Genomic DNA, 15,688 nt, shown 5'->3' with positions numbered 1-15,688 from the left:
AGGCTTAAGGAGCGAGATGGATGCCGCATTCGGTCTTGTCGCGCCCGCGCCAGCGCCCTGCCCGTTCATCCTCGCCCGGCTTGATGCGCGACGTGCACGGCATGCAGCCGATCGACGGATAGCCTTCCGCCACCAGCGGATGGCGCGGCAGGTCGAAACGCTCGAAATAGGCGCGGATATCTTGAGGGCCCCAGCCGGCAAGCGGATTGACCTTGAGCCTGGGCCCGTCGACCTCGAAGGCAGGCATGCGCGCCCGGGTGGCGCTCTGGTGGCGCTTGCGGCCGTTCATCCAGGCCGAGAAGGGCTGAAGCGCACCGGCGAGCGGCAAGGTCTTGCGCAGATGGCAGCAGCGATCGGCATCCTGCGAAAACAGCATCCCCACCGGATCTTCCCGTTTGAGATCCTCCGGGTCCGGCTTGATCAGCCGCACATCCTTGAGACCGAGCGTCTCCGTCAGCGTCTCGCGGTAGCGGTGCGTGGCCGGGAAATGCTTGCCGGTGTCGATGAAAAGCACCGGCGTCGATGGCTCGATCTCCGACAGCATGTGCAGCCAGACGGCTGATTCGGCGCCGAAGCTCGTCACCGCCGCGATATCGTCGAGATCGAACTCGTCGAGTGCGATGCGCAGGATCTCCTGTGGTGTCGCATCGCCGTAGCGCGCCTCAAGGTCGGCGGCACGCGCGGCGACATCGCCATCGCACGCACGGCGCGGCCCCGCTGATCCTGTTGCAGGCTCAAACGGTCGCATAGAGCGCCTCCTTGAAGGGTTCCTGCCCCAGCCGCCGGTAAGCGGAGAGAAAACTCTCTGTCTCATCCAGCCGAAGATCGAGATACCGATCGACCAGGGTTTCAACTGCATCAACTACCTCCTCGGACGAGAAGCCCCGGCCAACGATCTCGCCGATGGTGGTGGTCTCATCGCCCGACCCCCCGAGCGTGATCTGGTAGAATTCCTGGCCCTTCTTCTCCACCCCCAAAATGCCGATATGGCCGACATGGTGGTGGCCGCAGGCGTTGATGCAGCCCGAAATCTTGATCTTCAATTCCCCGATTTGCCGCTGTCTATTTGGATCTCCGAAACGTTTGGAGAGGTTCTGCGCGACCGGAATGGAGCGTGCATTGGCGAGCGCGCAGTAATCGAGCCCCGGGCAGGCGATGATGTCGGTGATCAGCCCGGCATTGCCCTCCGCGAGGCCGATCGCGACAAGTTGATCGTAGACCGCTTTGAGATCGTCGAGCGCGACATACGGCAGGACGAGATTCTGCTCGTGGCTGACACGGATTTCGCTGTGGCCGTAACGTTCGGCGAGATCCGCGATCGCATCCATCTGATCGGCGGAAGCATCGCCCGGCACCGCTCCGATCGATTTCAGCGAGATCGTCACGATGGCATGGCCCGGCAGCTTGTGGGCTTCGACATTGCGGTCGACCCAAGCTGCAAAAGCGCGATCTCCCGCGCGCGCCCGCTCAAATGCCTCAGAACGCGCCGGACGTGGCTCGAGCGCGGGAGGCGCAAAATAGGCGTCGATCTTGCGAATATCCTCGGCCGGAAGCGTCAGGTCGCTGCCCTGAAGCTCGGCGAATTCGCGCTCGATCTCACCCTTCAGTTCCTCCGTTCCCGTCTCGTGAACGAGGATCTTGATGCGCGCCTTGTATTTGTTGTCGCGTCGCCCGTGCAGATTGTAGACGCGCAGGATCGCCGTCACATACGCGAGAAGGTCGGCCTCAGGCAGGAAGTCGCGCACCTTCTTGGCGATCATCGGCGTGCGCCCCTGGCCGCCGCCGACATAGACGGCGAAGCCGAGGGCGCCCGATTGGTCCCGCTTCAGCTGGAGGCCGATATCGTGCGTCTGGATGGCGGCGCGGTCGCGCTCCGACCCGATGAGGGCGATCTTGAACTTCCGTGGCAGGAAGGAAAACTCCGGGTGGATCGACGACCACTGCCGGAGGATTTCGGCATAGGGCCTTGGATCGGCGACCTCGTCGCCGGCCGCACCGGCAAAATGATCGGCCGTCACGTTGCGGATGCAATTGCCCGAGCTTTGGATGGCATGCATCTCCACGCTCGCGAGATCGTCGAGGATCGCAGGGATATCGACGAGCCGCGGCCAGTTGAACTGGAGGTTCTGGCGCGTGGTGAAATGCCCGTAGCCGCGATCATACGTGCGCGCGATATGGGCCAGCATGTGCATCTGCCGCGCCGAAAGGGTGCCGTAGGGAATGGAGATGCGCAGCATATAGGCGTGGAGCTGCAGATAGACGCCGTTCATCAGCCTGAGCGGCTTGAACTCGTCTTCCGAAAGCTCTCCGGACAGCCGCCGCTCCACCTGCCCGCGGAATTGCCGGATCCGCTCCTGCACGAAGCGGTGATCGAATTCATCGTAGCGATACATGAGACTTCCGTTCGCTGAAAAAGAGGAGAGAGCTGTTTAGGCCGCGTCTTCGAAAAGCTTTGTCGGGCGGTCGACCTCAGGCCGGCTTGTATCGAGGCGGCCGACGTCGGGCCGGATGCTCGGGCCCTGCGCCCGGATGCGCTCGCGCAACCTCACCGGCACGATCTCGCCCTCCGCCTGCGTGACCGCGATGGCGTCCGGACCGACGATCTCCTGGCGTGAGACAGCCGCATCCGCGTCCGCAAGGCCTTCCGCAACCTTCTCCGGCGCAAAGACTTTGGCCGCGTTGATATCTTCAAACCAATGGCCTCCGGCACCGAGCCAGACGACGGCCCCGTCTTCGAGCCGGTTGGCGGTGACGACCTGAAGGTCCTGACGCTTGCCGCTCATGCTGCGAGCCTTTCTGAAACGTGGAGGGGTTCGGCCCGATCGAGCCGGGCGGCCGCGACAGCCTCGCCGACGACCACGAGACTTGGGCCGGAGAGATCCTCGCGGTCCGCAAGGGCCGGCAGATCATTGAGCGTGCCGACCAGCATGCGCTTGTCGGGCCGGCTCGCATTCTCAACGACCGCAACCGGCGTATCCTCGCTGAGGCCGGCATCGGCGAGCCGCGCTGCGATATCGGCGGCGACGCTTCTGCCCATATAGATCGCGAGCGTCATCCCGCCGGCCGCAAGTCGCGCCCAATCCGGTAATGCCTCGCCATACATGTCGTGACCTGTGGTGAAGACGAGAGACGACGCGGTGCCCCGGAGCGTCAGCGGCAGCTCGAGATCCGCCGCTGCCGCAAGCCCCGCCGTCACCCCGGGGACCACGTCGTGGGCGATACCCGCAGCGCGGAGCGCCGCGAGTTCTTCGCCCGCGCGACCGAAGACCATCGGATCGCCAGCCTTGAGCCGCACCACACGACGCCCCTCGCGCGCGGCAGCGATCAGCAGGCGATTGATCTCTTCCTGCGATTTCGCGTGGCAGCCCTTCCGCTTTCCGACATTCACGCGCTCCGCATCACGGCGGCCCTGAGCAATCACAGCCTCCGGCACCAGCGCATCGTGAAAAATGATATCCGCTTCCTGCAACACACGTTGCGCCCGCAGCGTGAGAAGATCTTCCGCACCTGGCCCGGCACCGACGAGCGAGACGAAGCCACGGGCGGGCACAGCCGCATGATCGATCAAGCGCTCAGCTTCGCGGACCGCGCCGTCCCGGTCGCCCGCCGAAAACAGAGAGAGCGCCGCGCTGTCGAAGAAACCAGCCCAGAAGCGTCGGCGCGCCACCCCGTCGGACAGCCGCGAACGCACCCGTCCCCGCAGGGAATCGGCAAAGGCGATGAAGCGACCGTAATCGCGCGGCAGCATCGCCTCGAGACGCGCCCGCAGCCGCCGCGCCGCCACCGGGGCTGCGCCCGTGGTGGTGATGGCAACGGCGAGAGGCGCCCGGTTGACGAGAGCTGGCGTATAGAAATCGCAGAGTTCGGGCCGGTCGACGGCGTTCGCAGGAATGCCCCGCGCCCGAGCCGCCGCGACGACCCGGCGATCCTCCGCCTCTTCGCCCGAGGCGGCAAAGACGAGAACGGCGCCCTCGACATCGGACGCCTCAAAGTCGCGGGGAAGATGGCGGGCGCCCGTCGAGACGATGGCCTCCTTCAGTGCCGGCGACAGCTCGGCCGCAACGACGGAAATCTCCGCGAGGCTCTCCCCGAGAAGCCGGACCTTGGCGGCCGCCTCGTCGCCGCCGCCAACGACCAGGACACATCTCCCTGCCACCTTGTGGAAGGCCGGGAAGACATGCAGCTTTTCGGACCGGGAGACGACCATGGGATGCCCTTAGAACGAAACGTCGTTCTATAGGACCACGCAAATTGCATCTCTCAAAGCAACGTCTGAGCGAGAAATCAGGAAAACAAAGAAACTGGTTCTAACGCGAGGCAATGCAGAGGAAGCCTGTGCGGGTTTCCTCAATATTCGTGTTCGAGCGCGATACCGAGAGCGGAATCGCCCTCCGCCCCGAGCTCACCACGCACCTTCACGCCTTTGGTGACATCGAGATTGATCGTCACCTTGGTCGAATCGGCCCCGGTGCCGCTCTGCACGCCGAGATAGATGTTGTCGCTGATGTAGCGCCCGGCCTGGACGGCAGTGTTGCCCTCGCTGTCGGTGACGATGTCGAGATCGTCGAGCCCCGTCGCCTCACGCAGCCGACCGAACAGGCCCGGGCCTTCGGTCAGACCGCCGAGCTCTGCCGCCGCCGCCGCCAGGCGGGCAATCTGGAAAGGCGACAGATCGGCAAGCGAATGGCCAAAGAGAAGCTGAGCCAGGACTTCATCCTGGGGCAGCTGCGGCACGGACGAGAAGGTTACCGCCGGATCGGAGGCGCGCCCGGAAATCAAGATCGTCACCGTGATATCGCCGCTGTCGGTCGTGGCGGAGAAATCAAGATAGGGATCGAGATCGCCAATGAAATTGACCTCGCCGCTGTCGATGGTGATGCGCTTCGTCAGGATGTCGAGACGTCCGCGGATGAGTTCAAAGCCGCCGGTGGCGACGATATTGGACGTCGAGCCGCGCAACGTCACACGACCGCCGAGCTCGGCATCGAGGCCGCGGCCACGCACGAAGATGCGGTTTGGAGCGTTGATGAGGAGGTCGAGATTGACGCCACCGCCGGTGTCGGCCCCATCGGCCGGACGCGAACGCGGCATCGCCTGATGCACCGTCCGCAGGATCGCCGCCGTCGCATGGAGATGCTCCACATCGAGGGCGAGCGCCCCGCCCGGCAGGCTTTCGGGAACCGTGATATCGACGCGCTGAAGCCGCACTTCGCCACCGATCGTCGGCCCTGAGAGCGCCGCCCCACGGATCGAAAGATCGGCATCGAAGCGCGCCGTCGCGAGATCGCCATCGGAATAGCGCCCACTGCGCACAGCCAAGGTCAGATCAAGCGGGTAGCCGCCGGAAAGGCCGACGGAGCCCGAGCCCGAAAGCGTGCCGGAGGGCGCGTACTGGGCGTTGAGGCTTTCGACGACGACGCGGTCGCCGGTGAAATTCGCGCGCAGTTGGATGTTGCGCAGAACCGTCCCGGTTTCCGGATCGGCGAAAGTGGCTCCGCTTGTCGTCGCGCTGCCCGAGATCTGCGGCGAGGTGAGCGCGCCGCGCACGCCGACATCGATTTGCGCGCGTCCGCTGAGCGCCGCATCGCGGCTTGCCAGGAATGTATTGGCGAGTTCAAGCGGCGCGGTTCCGTTGACCCGGAGATCGAGGCTCTGGTTGCCTGTCACCGCGACGCTGCCGTTGATCGCGAGTTCGACGCCGCTGCCGGTGATGCGGCTGTTCTGCAAGCGGACAGCGCCGTTGTCGTAGGCGCCCGTGGCGGAAAGCGTCAAAGCGCCGAGACCGATGGAGCGCGTCTGCTGGAGCGAGGCGTTCTGCCAGGTGAGATCGAAGCGCGCCGCAGGTGCTTGAAGCGTACCCCGGGCGCTGGCCGTGCCCGTGATATTCCCTTCGGCGCCGAGATCGGGGCGGATGGCATTGATCGCCGCAGCCGGCAGACTGACGATACGGGCATTCACGTCCATACGGCCCGCACCGGAGACGGGCACGGTGCCTTTGACCTCCAGGCGCTCGCCACGCCGGCCATTGATCGCAGCATCGATATCGACGGAGCCGTCGACGTAATTTCCCTTCGCCGAAATATCGAACGGTCCGGCATTGGCCTGCCGAACCGGGGCGGCCGTCGCGCCGCGCCAGGTGACGTCGAAGGCGGGTTCCGGGCGAGTCGACGTTCCCTTGACCTTCGCCTGACCGGAGATGGTGCCGGCGAGATCGAGATCGGGCGCAAAAGCGTTGACGACCGCCGCATTGACCGCATCGAGCACGACCTGGAGATCGAGCTCGTTGCCGGCCGAGCCATTGACGGTCAATTGGCCGCCGCCCGCAGCAAGCGCCAGATCGTCGATGCCGACCGTACCGTTTTCGAGGACGATGCGCGACGGACGTTGCAGTTCGGCGGCCACGCCCTGATGCGAGAAGGAGAGAGTCTCGAGATTGACGGCGAAACCCTTTTCGATTGGCTGAAGTTGGCCGGCCAGCCGCCCTCCGCCATCCGCAGTGTCGGCAGTCACCCGGAAATCCGTGTTGCCTTCCGTCTGCTCAGCGGTTCCTTCCAGGGTGCGCACGTCGAAACCGCCGGCGCGGATACCGCGAAAATCGAACATGCCCTGGAGAGCGGGCGCCTGAAGCAGGTTTTCGCCCGACAGGTCGATGCGCCCCGAGGTGACCGAGGCCTGCTCCAGTTTCAGATTGTCGATGGTCCCGGAAACCCGCGCATCCTGCTGACCCTCGTCGGAGGAAAGCGCAATATCGAGATCGACGGCGCCTTCCGCTTCCATAAGGAAGAGTGGCGCGATCGCGGCGATGTTGGGCGCATCGAGGCTGAGATCACCGGAGACGAGGCCATCGGCACGCATCGCAGCATCGCCGGCGAGCTTTGCCGCCCCTGCGGTGACCAGAAGATCCTGCAGCTGCCGGACCCCGCCCTCGAGCGAGGCGATGCGCCCCGACCCGTCGATCGGCACGCCCCCGAGATTGCCGGCAAGCGAGAACTCACCGTCGACCTTGCTGCCTGCAACCGTGCCGTTGAAGCTCGCCTTGGCGCCGGTGAGTCGCTTGTCCATCATGACGAGGTTGTCGCCCGTCGCCGTCGCGGAAATCTGGGGCGCCGCCTGCGTGCCGGAAACATCGACGACGAGGCGTGCCGCCCCCTTCGCGCGATCTGTGGCGCGAGCGAGATCGTCGATCTCGGCGCGCAGCGCGAGATCGACGGTGTCCGCAGCGTAGCTGCCGTCCGCAGTCAGGGCGAGGGCGTCGGAATTCAGGTGAAGATCGCGGAAGGCGAAGCCGCCGGTCTCGTTGCGCGCCACACCACCTTCGAGGCGCACCGGGCCGATGAGAAGGGCATCGAGAGGGGCGATACCCACGCCGAGCCCGCGGCCGTTCGCGCCGACGGTCAGATCGAAGCCCATCGATTTGATGTCGACGCTGCCATTGGCGTCGACATCGACGGCACCGGCGAGATCCTGCCCGGCGAGGCCGGAGAAGCGAGAAAGATCCGCGGTCGATAAAGCGGCGCGGCCGAGGATCGAGCGCAGCGACGCCGCGCCGGTAAAGCTCGCTTCGGTGTTTCCGGCGACAACACGGCTTTCTTCCACGCGCACCGGCGAGCCCGCCTGCCAGCTGCCTTTGGCGTTCAGGCTGATCGCCTGCCCGACGGCCTGCGCAAGAGCGATGTCGCGGGGCTCGATCCCCTCCGCCTGCCCTTGGACATCGAAGGTCGCCTGGCGCCCCTGCGGATCGCCGAGCGACTGCGCCTGGCCGGAGCCGCGGAGGTTGAGGCTCGCGAGATTGCCTTGCGGATGCGTCACGTTCCTGGCAGCAATTTCGGCCTGCCAGCTCTTCTCGTCATCCCCGCTCAGCGAAGCCGTGAGGGTGAGCCCGCCGATCGACGCTTCGCCATTGTAACCCGGCAGCGCGAGGGGAGCCGACTGTCCCTCATTGACGCTGAGGTTGACCTCGCCCTGGCTCGGAAACCCATCGGCCGCAAGTTCAGCGGTGGCGGAAAGGTTGACCCTTTTGCTTTGAAGATCGACGCGGCGGATGCTGATCCGGCCATCGTCGCTGCGCAACACGTCGACCGCAAGCTGGCTCTCTCCCGAAAGAAGCTGGGCGCTGTCGCCGGTTGCAATCCCTGAAAGCGAGCCGGAGAGGTTGGCCGTGATGTGGTAGGCCGCGTCCTGACGTTGAACGGCAGCCTGACCTTTGATTTTCTCCTCGCCCTTGGCACTCAGCGCGATCTGGGCGGTGAAATCGTTGAGAGGGCCTTCGCCGTCGATCGCGAACGCAAGCGGCGGCGCGCCGGGGATCCCGGCTGCCGTGCTGACGAGACCGCCGGCCGGCTCATCGAAGCTCGCCTCGATGTCGAGAACGTTCTGGCCAGGGACAAGGCTGAAACGGGCATTGAAGCTGCCGCCCGGATCGTCTTGGCGCTCGACCTGGAGCGAGGCCGAGGTTTCGTCTGAGGTAACGGCCGCAGCCCCCTTCAGGCTGAGGTCGGCTTCCTGTCCGATGACGGGCGCCCCGAGATGAATCTGCGGGATGGCGATCTCATCGATTTTGACGTCGATCGGCAGAGAAAAACCCCCACCGCCGGAATCGGAGGAAGGCGCCGTTTCCGGCCCGGGATTGGGCTTACGGGCAACATTGAGGGAGGCGGCATTGAGGCTGTCGATGTCGAGGCGACCGCGCAGGAGTGCGCTCCGGTTCCAGGAGACGGAGACATCCTGCAGCGTCAGCCAGGGACCGGCATCGTCGGAGACGGTGAGCGAGGCGATCGACGGGTTCGAGGAGAGAGTTCCACTGATGGCGCCGATGGAGATCTGCCGCCCAGGAGCGGAGAGCTTGCTCTCCAGAAAATTCTGCAGCCAGGATTTGTCGTTCTCTTGCGCCAGAGCGAGGGGGACGCCGAGGCTCACGGCGCCGATCGTGCCCGCAAGGGCCAGAGAAGCAAGAAGGGTGGTCCGTTTCTTCATCAGAAGGCCTGCCCGATGCCGACATAGATGGCGTAATCGGAATCGTCCTTTCCGGCATCGAGCGGCATCGCCACGTCGACCCGGATCGGCCCGAGACCGGTGTAGTAGCGAAGGCCGAGGCCGACGCCGATCTTCAGATCTTCGGAGAAATCGGGAATGGCGTCCTCACTGACGGTTCCGATGTCGACGAAAGGCACGAGGCCGATCGAATCGGTGACGCGCGCACGAAATTCGAGCGAGCCTTCCAGGAGCGACTTGCCGCCCGTGGTCTCGCCGTTCGGCAGATCGACGCCGATCGTCTCGTAGCTGTAGCCGCGCACCGATCCGCCGCCACCAGCAAGGAACCGCCGGCTCGCCGGCAAATCGTCGATCGATGGGCCGACGACGTTGCCCGCTTTGGCACGGGCCGCCACCACGTAATAGCCGCGGCGGTCGAAGCTGTAATAGGCCGCGAGTTCCGCTTCAGACCGCAGCGCCGGATATTCCTCGTAGAACTCGTAAAACGGCTCGCCCGACAGCGTCGCGTGAATGCCTTCGGCCGGATCGAGCTTGTTGTCGCGGCTGTCGTATTCGAGCTTCGTCGGCAGGGAGGCGATCAGATAATGATTGATGCCGAGCGCATCCTCGATGCGCGAGCGCTCCAGCTTCACTGCCGTATCGAGGCTGAGATCTTCGGTAAAGCGGTGCGTGAGGCCGACCTGACCGGAGATGCTCTGCTCTTCGTAGGTGTCGTTGTCTTCCCGCTTGGCGGTGACATTGGTGACGAGATCGGTGTCCGGAGTGATGATGCCCGGCCGGGTGAAGGTCGTGGCGAGCATGTAATCGAAATTCTCGTAATCGGCGCCGTCGATCCCCGAGACGCTGCCTTCGATGCGAAGCCGCTCGGCGTGACCGAAGAGATTCCGGTGGACCCAATAGGCGCCGAGCGTCGCACCATCGATGGTGGAGTATTTCGCCTCTCCGCCGATCAGCCGGCGCTTGCGTTCCGCCACCTGGACGGAGAGAGGCAGGAAACCGTCGGACCCGACGGCCTCGGCCTCCTGAATGGTGATCGAGCGGAATACCTCGAGCCGACGCAAGCGCTCGCGCGCCCGGTTGATCCGGTCAGGGTTGTACTCTTCTCCGCCCTTGATGCCGGTCATGTAGCCGACGAAGCCGGGATCCATGCGCTCCGTGCCGCTGACGCTCACGTGACCGAGGCGGGCGTAGGGTCCGGTATCGACAGCCAGGCGGACATCGACGGTGCGCGTCGCGTGATCGGCAACGATCTCACGCTCGACCTTCACCTTGGGATATCCGAACTGCTTCCAGGCGTTGGTCAGGCTCGTTTCCGACTTCAGAATGGCGCCGGATTCCGCCGCCGCGCCCTGGGTCAGGCCGAGCTCCTGAGGCGTATCGATCCGGTGCGTCTTGCGCGTATTGAAATCTGGCGGATTGACGATGTCGATCGCGGCGAAGTGATAGACCGGGCCTGGATCGACGATCACTGTCACCGGGACATCGGCCGGCAGCGTCACGTCCGGCGTGATCTGCTCGACGGGCCGTCCGCCGATCGTGATGGTGATGACGCCGCCATAACGGCCACGCGCATAGAGAGCTGTCAGAATGCGGGCATAATCGCCGCGCGCACGCGACACGAGACCGGCGGTGCCAGCTGCCGGCTCCTCGCGCTTCCCATAGAGCTGCGAGGCGTTCTCGATCCGATCGCCGATGTCATCGTCGTCCGGGCTGACGTTGAGCGTGAGTGTATAGGTTTGCGGCTCGAGAACCGTCTCGTCCGGCTCCTTGTCACCCCAAAGATGATAGCCGAACAGCTCGAAGGCCTGTGCCGCAGGAGCCTGAAAGACAAGAAACGCGCATCCCGCCATGAGGCCGACACGCGCGGCTCGCTTCAGAACGAAGCGGGACGGAAGGCCCAGCCGCAGGCACGACCTCAAATATGTATTCCCGACATGCACTTTGCGCTCGACCCCGAACTCGCCCCGCGCTCGCCACGCCGAAGAAAACTAGACGATCCAAGATGATGGCGACAGCTATCCTCGGAAGGCTTTCAAGAAGTGTGACCCATTCGCCGCACCCGCTGTGGGTGCAAGCCACCCCAATAGACCAACAAGATGATTAACTTTCTCACAATCACCAAGGTGAAAGGCTTAGCCGATGATACCAACACCAGCCTCAGCCCATCCCGGCATGCTTCTTGTGAGAGGCCTGACGCGTTCCCATATTCCGATTGCGTCCGGCACGCCGTTTCGGGTCCGGCCGCGAGGTCGCTTCAAAGAAGGACACGGCCGCACAGGCGGCCGTAAAGGAGTACGAGATGACGGATTGCGAACAGCACAAGGCAGACACTGCCGCATTCGCGCAGTTCGGAGGCGGCGAAATCGCCTATGTCCGGCCGGTGAAGTCGGATGATGTGGCGAGCCTCTTCCCCTCCGCCCCTGAGCTTGCGCCAGGGCTCGAGCTTTGGGCCCTTTTGACGGCCGATGGAACGCCAATCCTGTTGACGGATTCGCGCGCCGCGGCCCTCGCCAATGCCCGCAGCAACGATCTGGAGCCGCTCAGCGTCCACTGACGCTTTGCCCGACGCTTCGAGGCCTAATGCCCGAACAAGCCGCCCTCAGGCGGCGCTTTGGGACGACGTGCTGCGGTCGACCAGAAGCGAATAGATCGCGTCTGGGTCGGTGGTGGCACGGAGTTTCGCTGCCACCTGACCGTCCCGCAGCACGCGGGCGATACGAGCCAACGCCTTCAAATGGTCGGCCCCGGCACCTTCCGGGGCCAACAACAGGAACACGAGATCGACCGGCTGATCATCGAGCGATTCGAAATCGACCGGCTTCGACAGTCGCGCGAACACGCCTGTGATCTTGTCGATCTGCCGGGGCTTGCCATGCGGAATGGCAACCCCCTGCCCGACACCCGTCGAACCGAGCCGCTCGCGCTGCAGGATCGTGTCGAACAATTCGCGTTCCGACAGACCCGTCAGCCGCGCGGCCTTGGCGCAGAGATCCTGAATGACCTGCTTCTTGCTGACGGCCTTGAGGTTCGGCACCACTGCTTCAGGCTTCAGGAGGTCGCTTAGGTCCATGAGGATTCACCAAGATTGATCGCCGGGGTGCACCACGCCCCGATCAGCTTCCGCCGCTGTTCGGCTCGGAAGGCTCGTTCAAGACGGGATCGATCCAGCCGAAATGGCCATCGGGCCGACGATAAACGACGTTGAGACCGCCGTGGGAATGGTTGCGGAAGACGACGACCGGGGCGTCCGTCATATCGAGCTGCAACACCGCGGAGCTGACGGTCATGCGGCGGATCTCCGTCGTGGTCTCAGCAACGATCGCGGGCGCGTATTCCTCGCCGATCTCTTCCTCTTCATCCGGGGGTTCGATGATGAAGGCATTCGCAGCCGCGCCGGCAAGCTTGTGGCTCGGCTTGCCTTTGTGGTCCTTGATGCGCCGCTTGTAGCGCCGCAGACGCTTCTCCAGCCGCTCCGCCGCCGCATCGAAACCGTCATTGGCGTCAGCACTGGTGCTGCTCGCCTCGAAGACGGCACCGGAATCGAGATGCACGGAACAATCTGTGTGGAAGTTGCGGCCGTTCTTGGCCACCACGACGTGGCCGGCATAGCCGCCGTCGAAATACTTCTTCACCGCTGCCTCGACGGTCTCTTCGATCCGAGATCGCAGAGCCTCGCCGATATCGACGTTTTTGCCGGATATCTTCAATGCCATCGCTAAGAAAGGTCCAGTTGAAAGGGCTCAATGGCCCGGATGCATACAAGCGTCGGCAGAGGCGGTCACGCGGAGCGTTACGCGCCTCCCCCGAGCGTGTCAATCTTGTTGCGTGTGGCGGCGCAGCATCGCCGCGTAACCGCGCCTAGGCCGGGATGATCCAGCGGCGCACATCATGCAGATCGGAGACGCGCTTATGCGCCACCGGATACTTGCTCATGTCGCCGGCAGCCGCCTCCAGCTCCGCCTCGGCCTCACGGATATGCTCGTCGATGATATCGGCATTGAGCTCCGTCTCCGGCACCGCGAAATCGGCGAGGATGGTGAGGCTGTCGGGCGTCGCGTCAGCGAAGCCCCCGCGCACATAGATGCGCTGCGTCTCACCGCCGGTCTTCAGGACTTCCAGGAAGCCGGGCTTCAGCGTCGTCATCAACGGCGCATGCTGCCGCAGCATCGTGAAGAAGCCTTCCTGCCCCGGCACCACCACCTGCTGCACCTCCTCGGAAACGAGGAGGGCAGAGGGTGTCACGAGATCGAATTGAAATGGTTCGGCCATTTAAGGCTCCCCGGTTGAAAGCCGCTTTAGGCCGCCTCGGCCAGACGCTGGGCTTTCTCCTGCGCCTCTTCGATCGTACCGACCATGTAGAAGGCGCTTTCCGGCAGATCGTCGTAATCACCGGCGACCAGGCCCTTGAAGCCCTTGATGGTGTCGGCGAGGTCGACGAGCTTGCCCGGTGTGTTCGTGAACACTTCGGCCACGAAGAACGGCTGCGACAGGAAGCGCTCGATCTTGCGCGCCCGCGCCACGGTCAGCTTGTCCTCTTCGGAAAGCTCATCCATGCCGAGAATGGCGATAATGTCCTGCAGCGACTTGTAGCGCTGCAGCGTCTCCTGCACCGAACGGGCGACCTCGTAATGCTCCTCTCCGACGATGCGCGGATCGAGCATGCGCGAGGTGGAATCGAGCGGATCGACCGCCGGGTAGATGCCCTTTTCCGAAATGGCGCGGTTCAACACCGTCGTCGCATCGAGGTGGGCGAACGAAGTGGCCGGCGCCGGGTCGGTCAGATCGTCGGCCGGCACGTAAATGGCCTGCACCGAGGTGATCGAGCCCTTGGTCGTCGTGGTGATGCGCTCCTGCAAGGCACCCATATCGGTCGAGAGCGTCGGCTGATAACCCACGGCCGAAGGAATACGACCAAGAAGCGCCGACACTTCCGAGCCCGCCTGCGTGAAGCGGAAGATGTTGTCGACGAAGAACAGAACGTCCTGTCCCTGGTCGCGGAAATATTCGGCGACCGTCAGACCGGCAAGGCCGACACGCGCACGCGCTCCGGGAGGCTCGTTCATCTGGCCATAGACAAGGGCGCATTTGGATCCTTCGGTCGAACCGTTGTTCTCCTTCGGATCCTTGTTCACGCCAGATTCGATCATCTCGTGATAAAGATCGTTGCCTTCGCGGGTGCGCTCACCCACGCCGGCGAAGACCGAATAACCGCCATGCGCCTTGGCGACGTTGTTGATCAGCTCCTGAATGAGCACCGTCTTGCCGACGCCGGCGCCACCGAACAGGCCGATCTTACCGCCACGAGCGTAAGGTGCGAGCAGATCGATGACCTTGATGCCGGTGACGAGAATCTCCGATTCCGTCGACTGCTCCATATAGGACGGCGCTTCCTGGTGGATGCCGCGCGTCTCGGCCGTCTTGATCGGTCCGGCCTGGTCGATCGCCTCGCCGATGACGTTCATGATCCGGCCCAGGGTCTCGTCGCCGACCGGCACCGCGATGGCACGCCCGGTGTTCTTGACCTCCTGGCCGCGCGCCAGGCCTTCGGTCAGATCCATGGCGATGGTGCGCACCGTGTTTTCGCCGAGGTGCTGCGCCACTTCCAAAACCAGACGGTTGCCATGGTTGTCCACTTCGAGGGCGTTCAGGATCGCCGGCAGCTCGCCGTCGAATTCGACGTCCACCACGGCGCCCATCACCTGCGCGACGCGTCCCATGTTTGTCTCAGCCATGCCTTTATCCTTGTCCTCTCCCGGGGCGCCGCTCGCACGAACCCAGGACTGATCTCTTATATTCGCCGTTCATCGGCGCGTTAAAGCGATTCTGCACCGGAGATGATTTCGATCAACTCTGTCGTGATCTGGGCCTGCCGCTGACGATTGTACGACAGGGACAGCTTGTCGATCATTTCGCCGGCATTGCGCGTCGCGTTGTCCATCGCCGTCATCCGCGCGCCCTGTTCGGAGGCGGCATTCTCCAGAAGAGCCCGGAAGATCTGCACGGCGAGATTGCGCGGCAGAAGATCGGCGAGAATCGTCTCCTCGTCGGGCTCGTACTCGTAATGCAGCGAGGTGTCGGCCTCTTCCACATCACCGAGATCGACGGGGATGACCCGCTGGGCGACCGGCACCTGCGTGATCACCGATTCAAACCGCGAATAATAGATCGTCGCGACGTCGAACGCGCCCGCGTCGAACATAGCGAGAAGCTTGTCCGCAACGCCGAGCGCATCGCTGAAAGCGAACTGCCGCACGCCGCGGAAGTCTGTTCGATCCACGATTTCCTTGTCGAACTCGCGGCGCATCATGTCATTGCCCTTCTTGCCGACAAGAAAGAGCTTGACCGTCTTGCCCTCGCCCACGAGCCGGCGCGCATCCACACGCGCCTTGCGGACGATCGAGGCATTGAAAGCGCCGGCGAGGCCGCGCTCGGCGGTAAAGACGACGAGCAGATGCACGTCGTCCTTGCCCGTTCCGGCGATGAGCGCCGGCGCGCTCTCGCTGCCGGCGACCGAGGCCCCAATATTGGCGAGCACCTTTTCCATGCGCTCCGCATAGGGTCGGGCCGCGACAGCCGCCTCTTGGGCTTTACGCAGCTTCGCCGCGGCCACCATCTGCATGGCCTTGGTGATCTTCTGCGTCGCCTTAACCGAGGCGATACGGTTGCGTAGGTCCTTCAGGCTCGCCATGAGCCGCTT

The 15,688-nt window shown here is 64.1% G+C and carries 12 protein-coding genes; 1 reads left to right on the top strand and 11 read right to left on the bottom strand.

Going from position 1 to position 15,688, the window contains the following annotated elements; translation table 11 throughout:
- Positions 1-4: 4 nt before the first annotated feature.
- The 6 genes from ACK8CP_RS15790 to ACK8CP_RS15765 all read right to left on the bottom strand — a co-directional run bounded on the left by ACK8CP_RS15790 (position 5) and on the right by ACK8CP_RS15765 (position 10,841).
- Positions 5-748, bottom strand: coding sequence for a phosphoadenylyl-sulfate reductase (locus ACK8CP_RS15790; protein ID WP_234630108.1), 744 nt, complete (start codon positions 746-748; stop codon positions 5-7).
- Positions 735-2,393: a nitrite/sulfite reductase gene (locus tag ACK8CP_RS15785; protein ID WP_414832452.1), complete on the bottom strand. Its 1,659-nt coding sequence runs from the start codon at positions 2,391-2,393 to the stop codon at positions 735-737. The genes ACK8CP_RS15790 and ACK8CP_RS15785 overlap by 14 nt, the downstream gene beginning before the upstream one ends.
- A 36-nt stretch (positions 2,394-2,429) precedes the next feature.
- On the bottom strand, positions 2,430-2,783 hold the full coding sequence (locus ACK8CP_RS15780; RefSeq protein ID WP_414832451.1) for a DUF2849 domain-containing protein: 354 nt from the start codon (positions 2,781-2,783) through the stop codon (positions 2,430-2,432).
- A complete protein-coding gene (cysG, locus tag ACK8CP_RS15775; protein ID WP_414832450.1) occupies positions 2,780-4,207 on the bottom strand; it encodes a siroheme synthase CysG in 1,428 nt (475 codons plus the stop codon). Before cysG ends, ACK8CP_RS15780 begins: the two co-directional genes overlap by 4 nt.
- Before the next feature lie 140 nt (positions 4,208-4,347).
- Entirely contained in the window at positions 4,348-8,973 is a 4,626-nt protein-coding gene (locus ACK8CP_RS15770) for a translocation/assembly module TamB domain-containing protein (RefSeq protein WP_414832449.1), read from the bottom strand.
- Positions 8,973-10,841 (bottom strand): autotransporter assembly complex protein TamA, encoded by a 1,869-nt coding sequence (locus tag ACK8CP_RS15765; protein ID WP_414832448.1) that lies wholly within the window; start codon positions 10,839-10,841, stop codon positions 8,973-8,975. Before ACK8CP_RS15765 ends, ACK8CP_RS15770 begins: the two co-directional genes overlap by 1 nt.
- A 449-nt stretch (positions 10,842-11,290) precedes the next feature.
- Here ACK8CP_RS15765 and ACK8CP_RS15760 point away from each other — a divergent pair, with 449 nt between their 5' ends.
- A complete protein-coding gene (locus tag ACK8CP_RS15760; RefSeq protein WP_092812941.1) occupies positions 11,291-11,545 on the top strand; it encodes a DUF1150 family protein in 255 nt (84 codons plus the stop codon).
- A gap of 45 nt (positions 11,546-11,590) precedes the next feature.
- On the opposite strand, the gene ptsN is transcribed toward ACK8CP_RS15760, so the two are convergent.
- The 5 genes from ptsN to ACK8CP_RS15735 form a co-directional block, all read right to left on the bottom strand.
- Positions 11,591-12,061, bottom strand: a complete 471-nt coding sequence (gene ptsN / locus ACK8CP_RS15755; protein WP_092812938.1) for a PTS IIA-like nitrogen regulatory protein PtsN — start codon at positions 12,059-12,061, stop codon at positions 11,591-11,593.
- 43 nt (positions 12,062-12,104) lie between these two features.
- The gene (gene hpf / locus ACK8CP_RS15750; protein WP_234630102.1) at positions 12,105-12,704 is read right to left on the bottom strand and encodes a ribosome hibernation-promoting factor, HPF/YfiA family; all 600 of its coding nucleotides are present in this window, start codon (positions 12,702-12,704) and stop codon (positions 12,105-12,107) included.
- Positions 12,705-12,849: 145 nt separating this feature from the next.
- On the bottom strand, positions 12,850-13,260 hold the full coding sequence (locus tag ACK8CP_RS15745; protein WP_234630101.1) for a F0F1 ATP synthase subunit epsilon: 411 nt from the start codon (positions 13,258-13,260) through the stop codon (positions 12,850-12,852).
- A 26-nt stretch (positions 13,261-13,286) separates the two neighbouring features.
- The gene (gene atpD, locus ACK8CP_RS15740) at positions 13,287-14,723 is read right to left on the bottom strand and encodes a F0F1 ATP synthase subunit beta (RefSeq protein ID WP_234630100.1); all 1,437 of its coding nucleotides are present in this window, start codon (positions 14,721-14,723) and stop codon (positions 13,287-13,289) included.
- A gap of 80 nt (positions 14,724-14,803) precedes the next feature.
- Positions 14,804-15,679: a F0F1 ATP synthase subunit gamma gene (locus ACK8CP_RS15735; protein WP_234630099.1), complete on the bottom strand. Its 876-nt coding sequence runs from the start codon at positions 15,677-15,679 to the stop codon at positions 14,804-14,806.
- Positions 15,680-15,688: the final 9 nt, after the last annotated feature.

It is taken from the genome of Afifella sp. YEN Y35 (assembly GCF_047553465.1).
GTDB classification, from domain to species: Bacteria; Pseudomonadota; Alphaproteobacteria; order Rhizobiales; family Afifellaceae; genus Afifella; species Afifella aestuarii.
Note: the sequence above shows the minus strand (reverse complement) of the source record. Positions and strands in the feature narration are given on the sequence as shown.

Bases quoted from the DNA above. Each gene is read 5' to 3' on its own strand.
- cysG (WP_414832450.1), bottom strand. From the start codon at position 4,207: ATGGTCGTCTCCCGGTCCGAAAAGCTGCATGTCTTCCCGGCCTTCCAC.
- ACK8CP_RS15735 (WP_234630099.1), bottom strand. From the start codon at position 15,679: ATGGCGAGCCTGAAGGACCTACGCAACCGTATCGCCTCGGTTAAGGCG.
- ACK8CP_RS15790 (WP_234630108.1), bottom strand. From the start codon at position 748: ATGCGACCGTTTGAGCCTGCAACAGGATCAGCGGGGCCGCGCCGTGCG.
- ACK8CP_RS15760 (WP_092812941.1), top strand. From the start codon at position 11,291: ATGACGGATTGCGAACAGCACAAGGCAGACACTGCCGCATTCGCGCAG.
- ACK8CP_RS15770 (WP_414832449.1), bottom strand. From the start codon at position 8,973: ATGAAGAAACGGACCACCCTTCTTGCTTCTCTGGCCCTTGCGGGCACG.
- ACK8CP_RS15745 (WP_234630101.1), bottom strand. From the start codon at position 13,260: ATGGCCGAACCATTTCAATTCGATCTCGTGACACCCTCTGCCCTCCTC.
- ACK8CP_RS15785 (WP_414832452.1), bottom strand. From the start codon at position 2,393: ATGTATCGCTACGATGAATTCGATCACCGCTTCGTGCAGGAGCGGATC.
- ACK8CP_RS15765 (WP_414832448.1), bottom strand. From the start codon at position 10,841: ATGGCGGGATGCGCGTTTCTTGTCTTTCAGGCTCCTGCGGCACAGGCC.
- ptsN (WP_092812938.1), bottom strand. From the start codon at position 12,061: ATGGACCTAAGCGACCTCCTGAAGCCTGAAGCAGTGGTGCCGAACCTC.
- ACK8CP_RS15780 (WP_414832451.1), bottom strand. From the start codon at position 2,783: ATGAGCGGCAAGCGTCAGGACCTTCAGGTCGTCACCGCCAACCGGCTC.
- hpf (WP_234630102.1), bottom strand. From the start codon at position 12,704: ATGGCATTGAAGATATCCGGCAAAAACGTCGATATCGGCGAGGCTCTG.
- atpD (WP_234630100.1), bottom strand. From the start codon at position 14,723: ATGGCTGAGACAAACATGGGACGCGTCGCGCAGGTGATGGGCGCCGTG.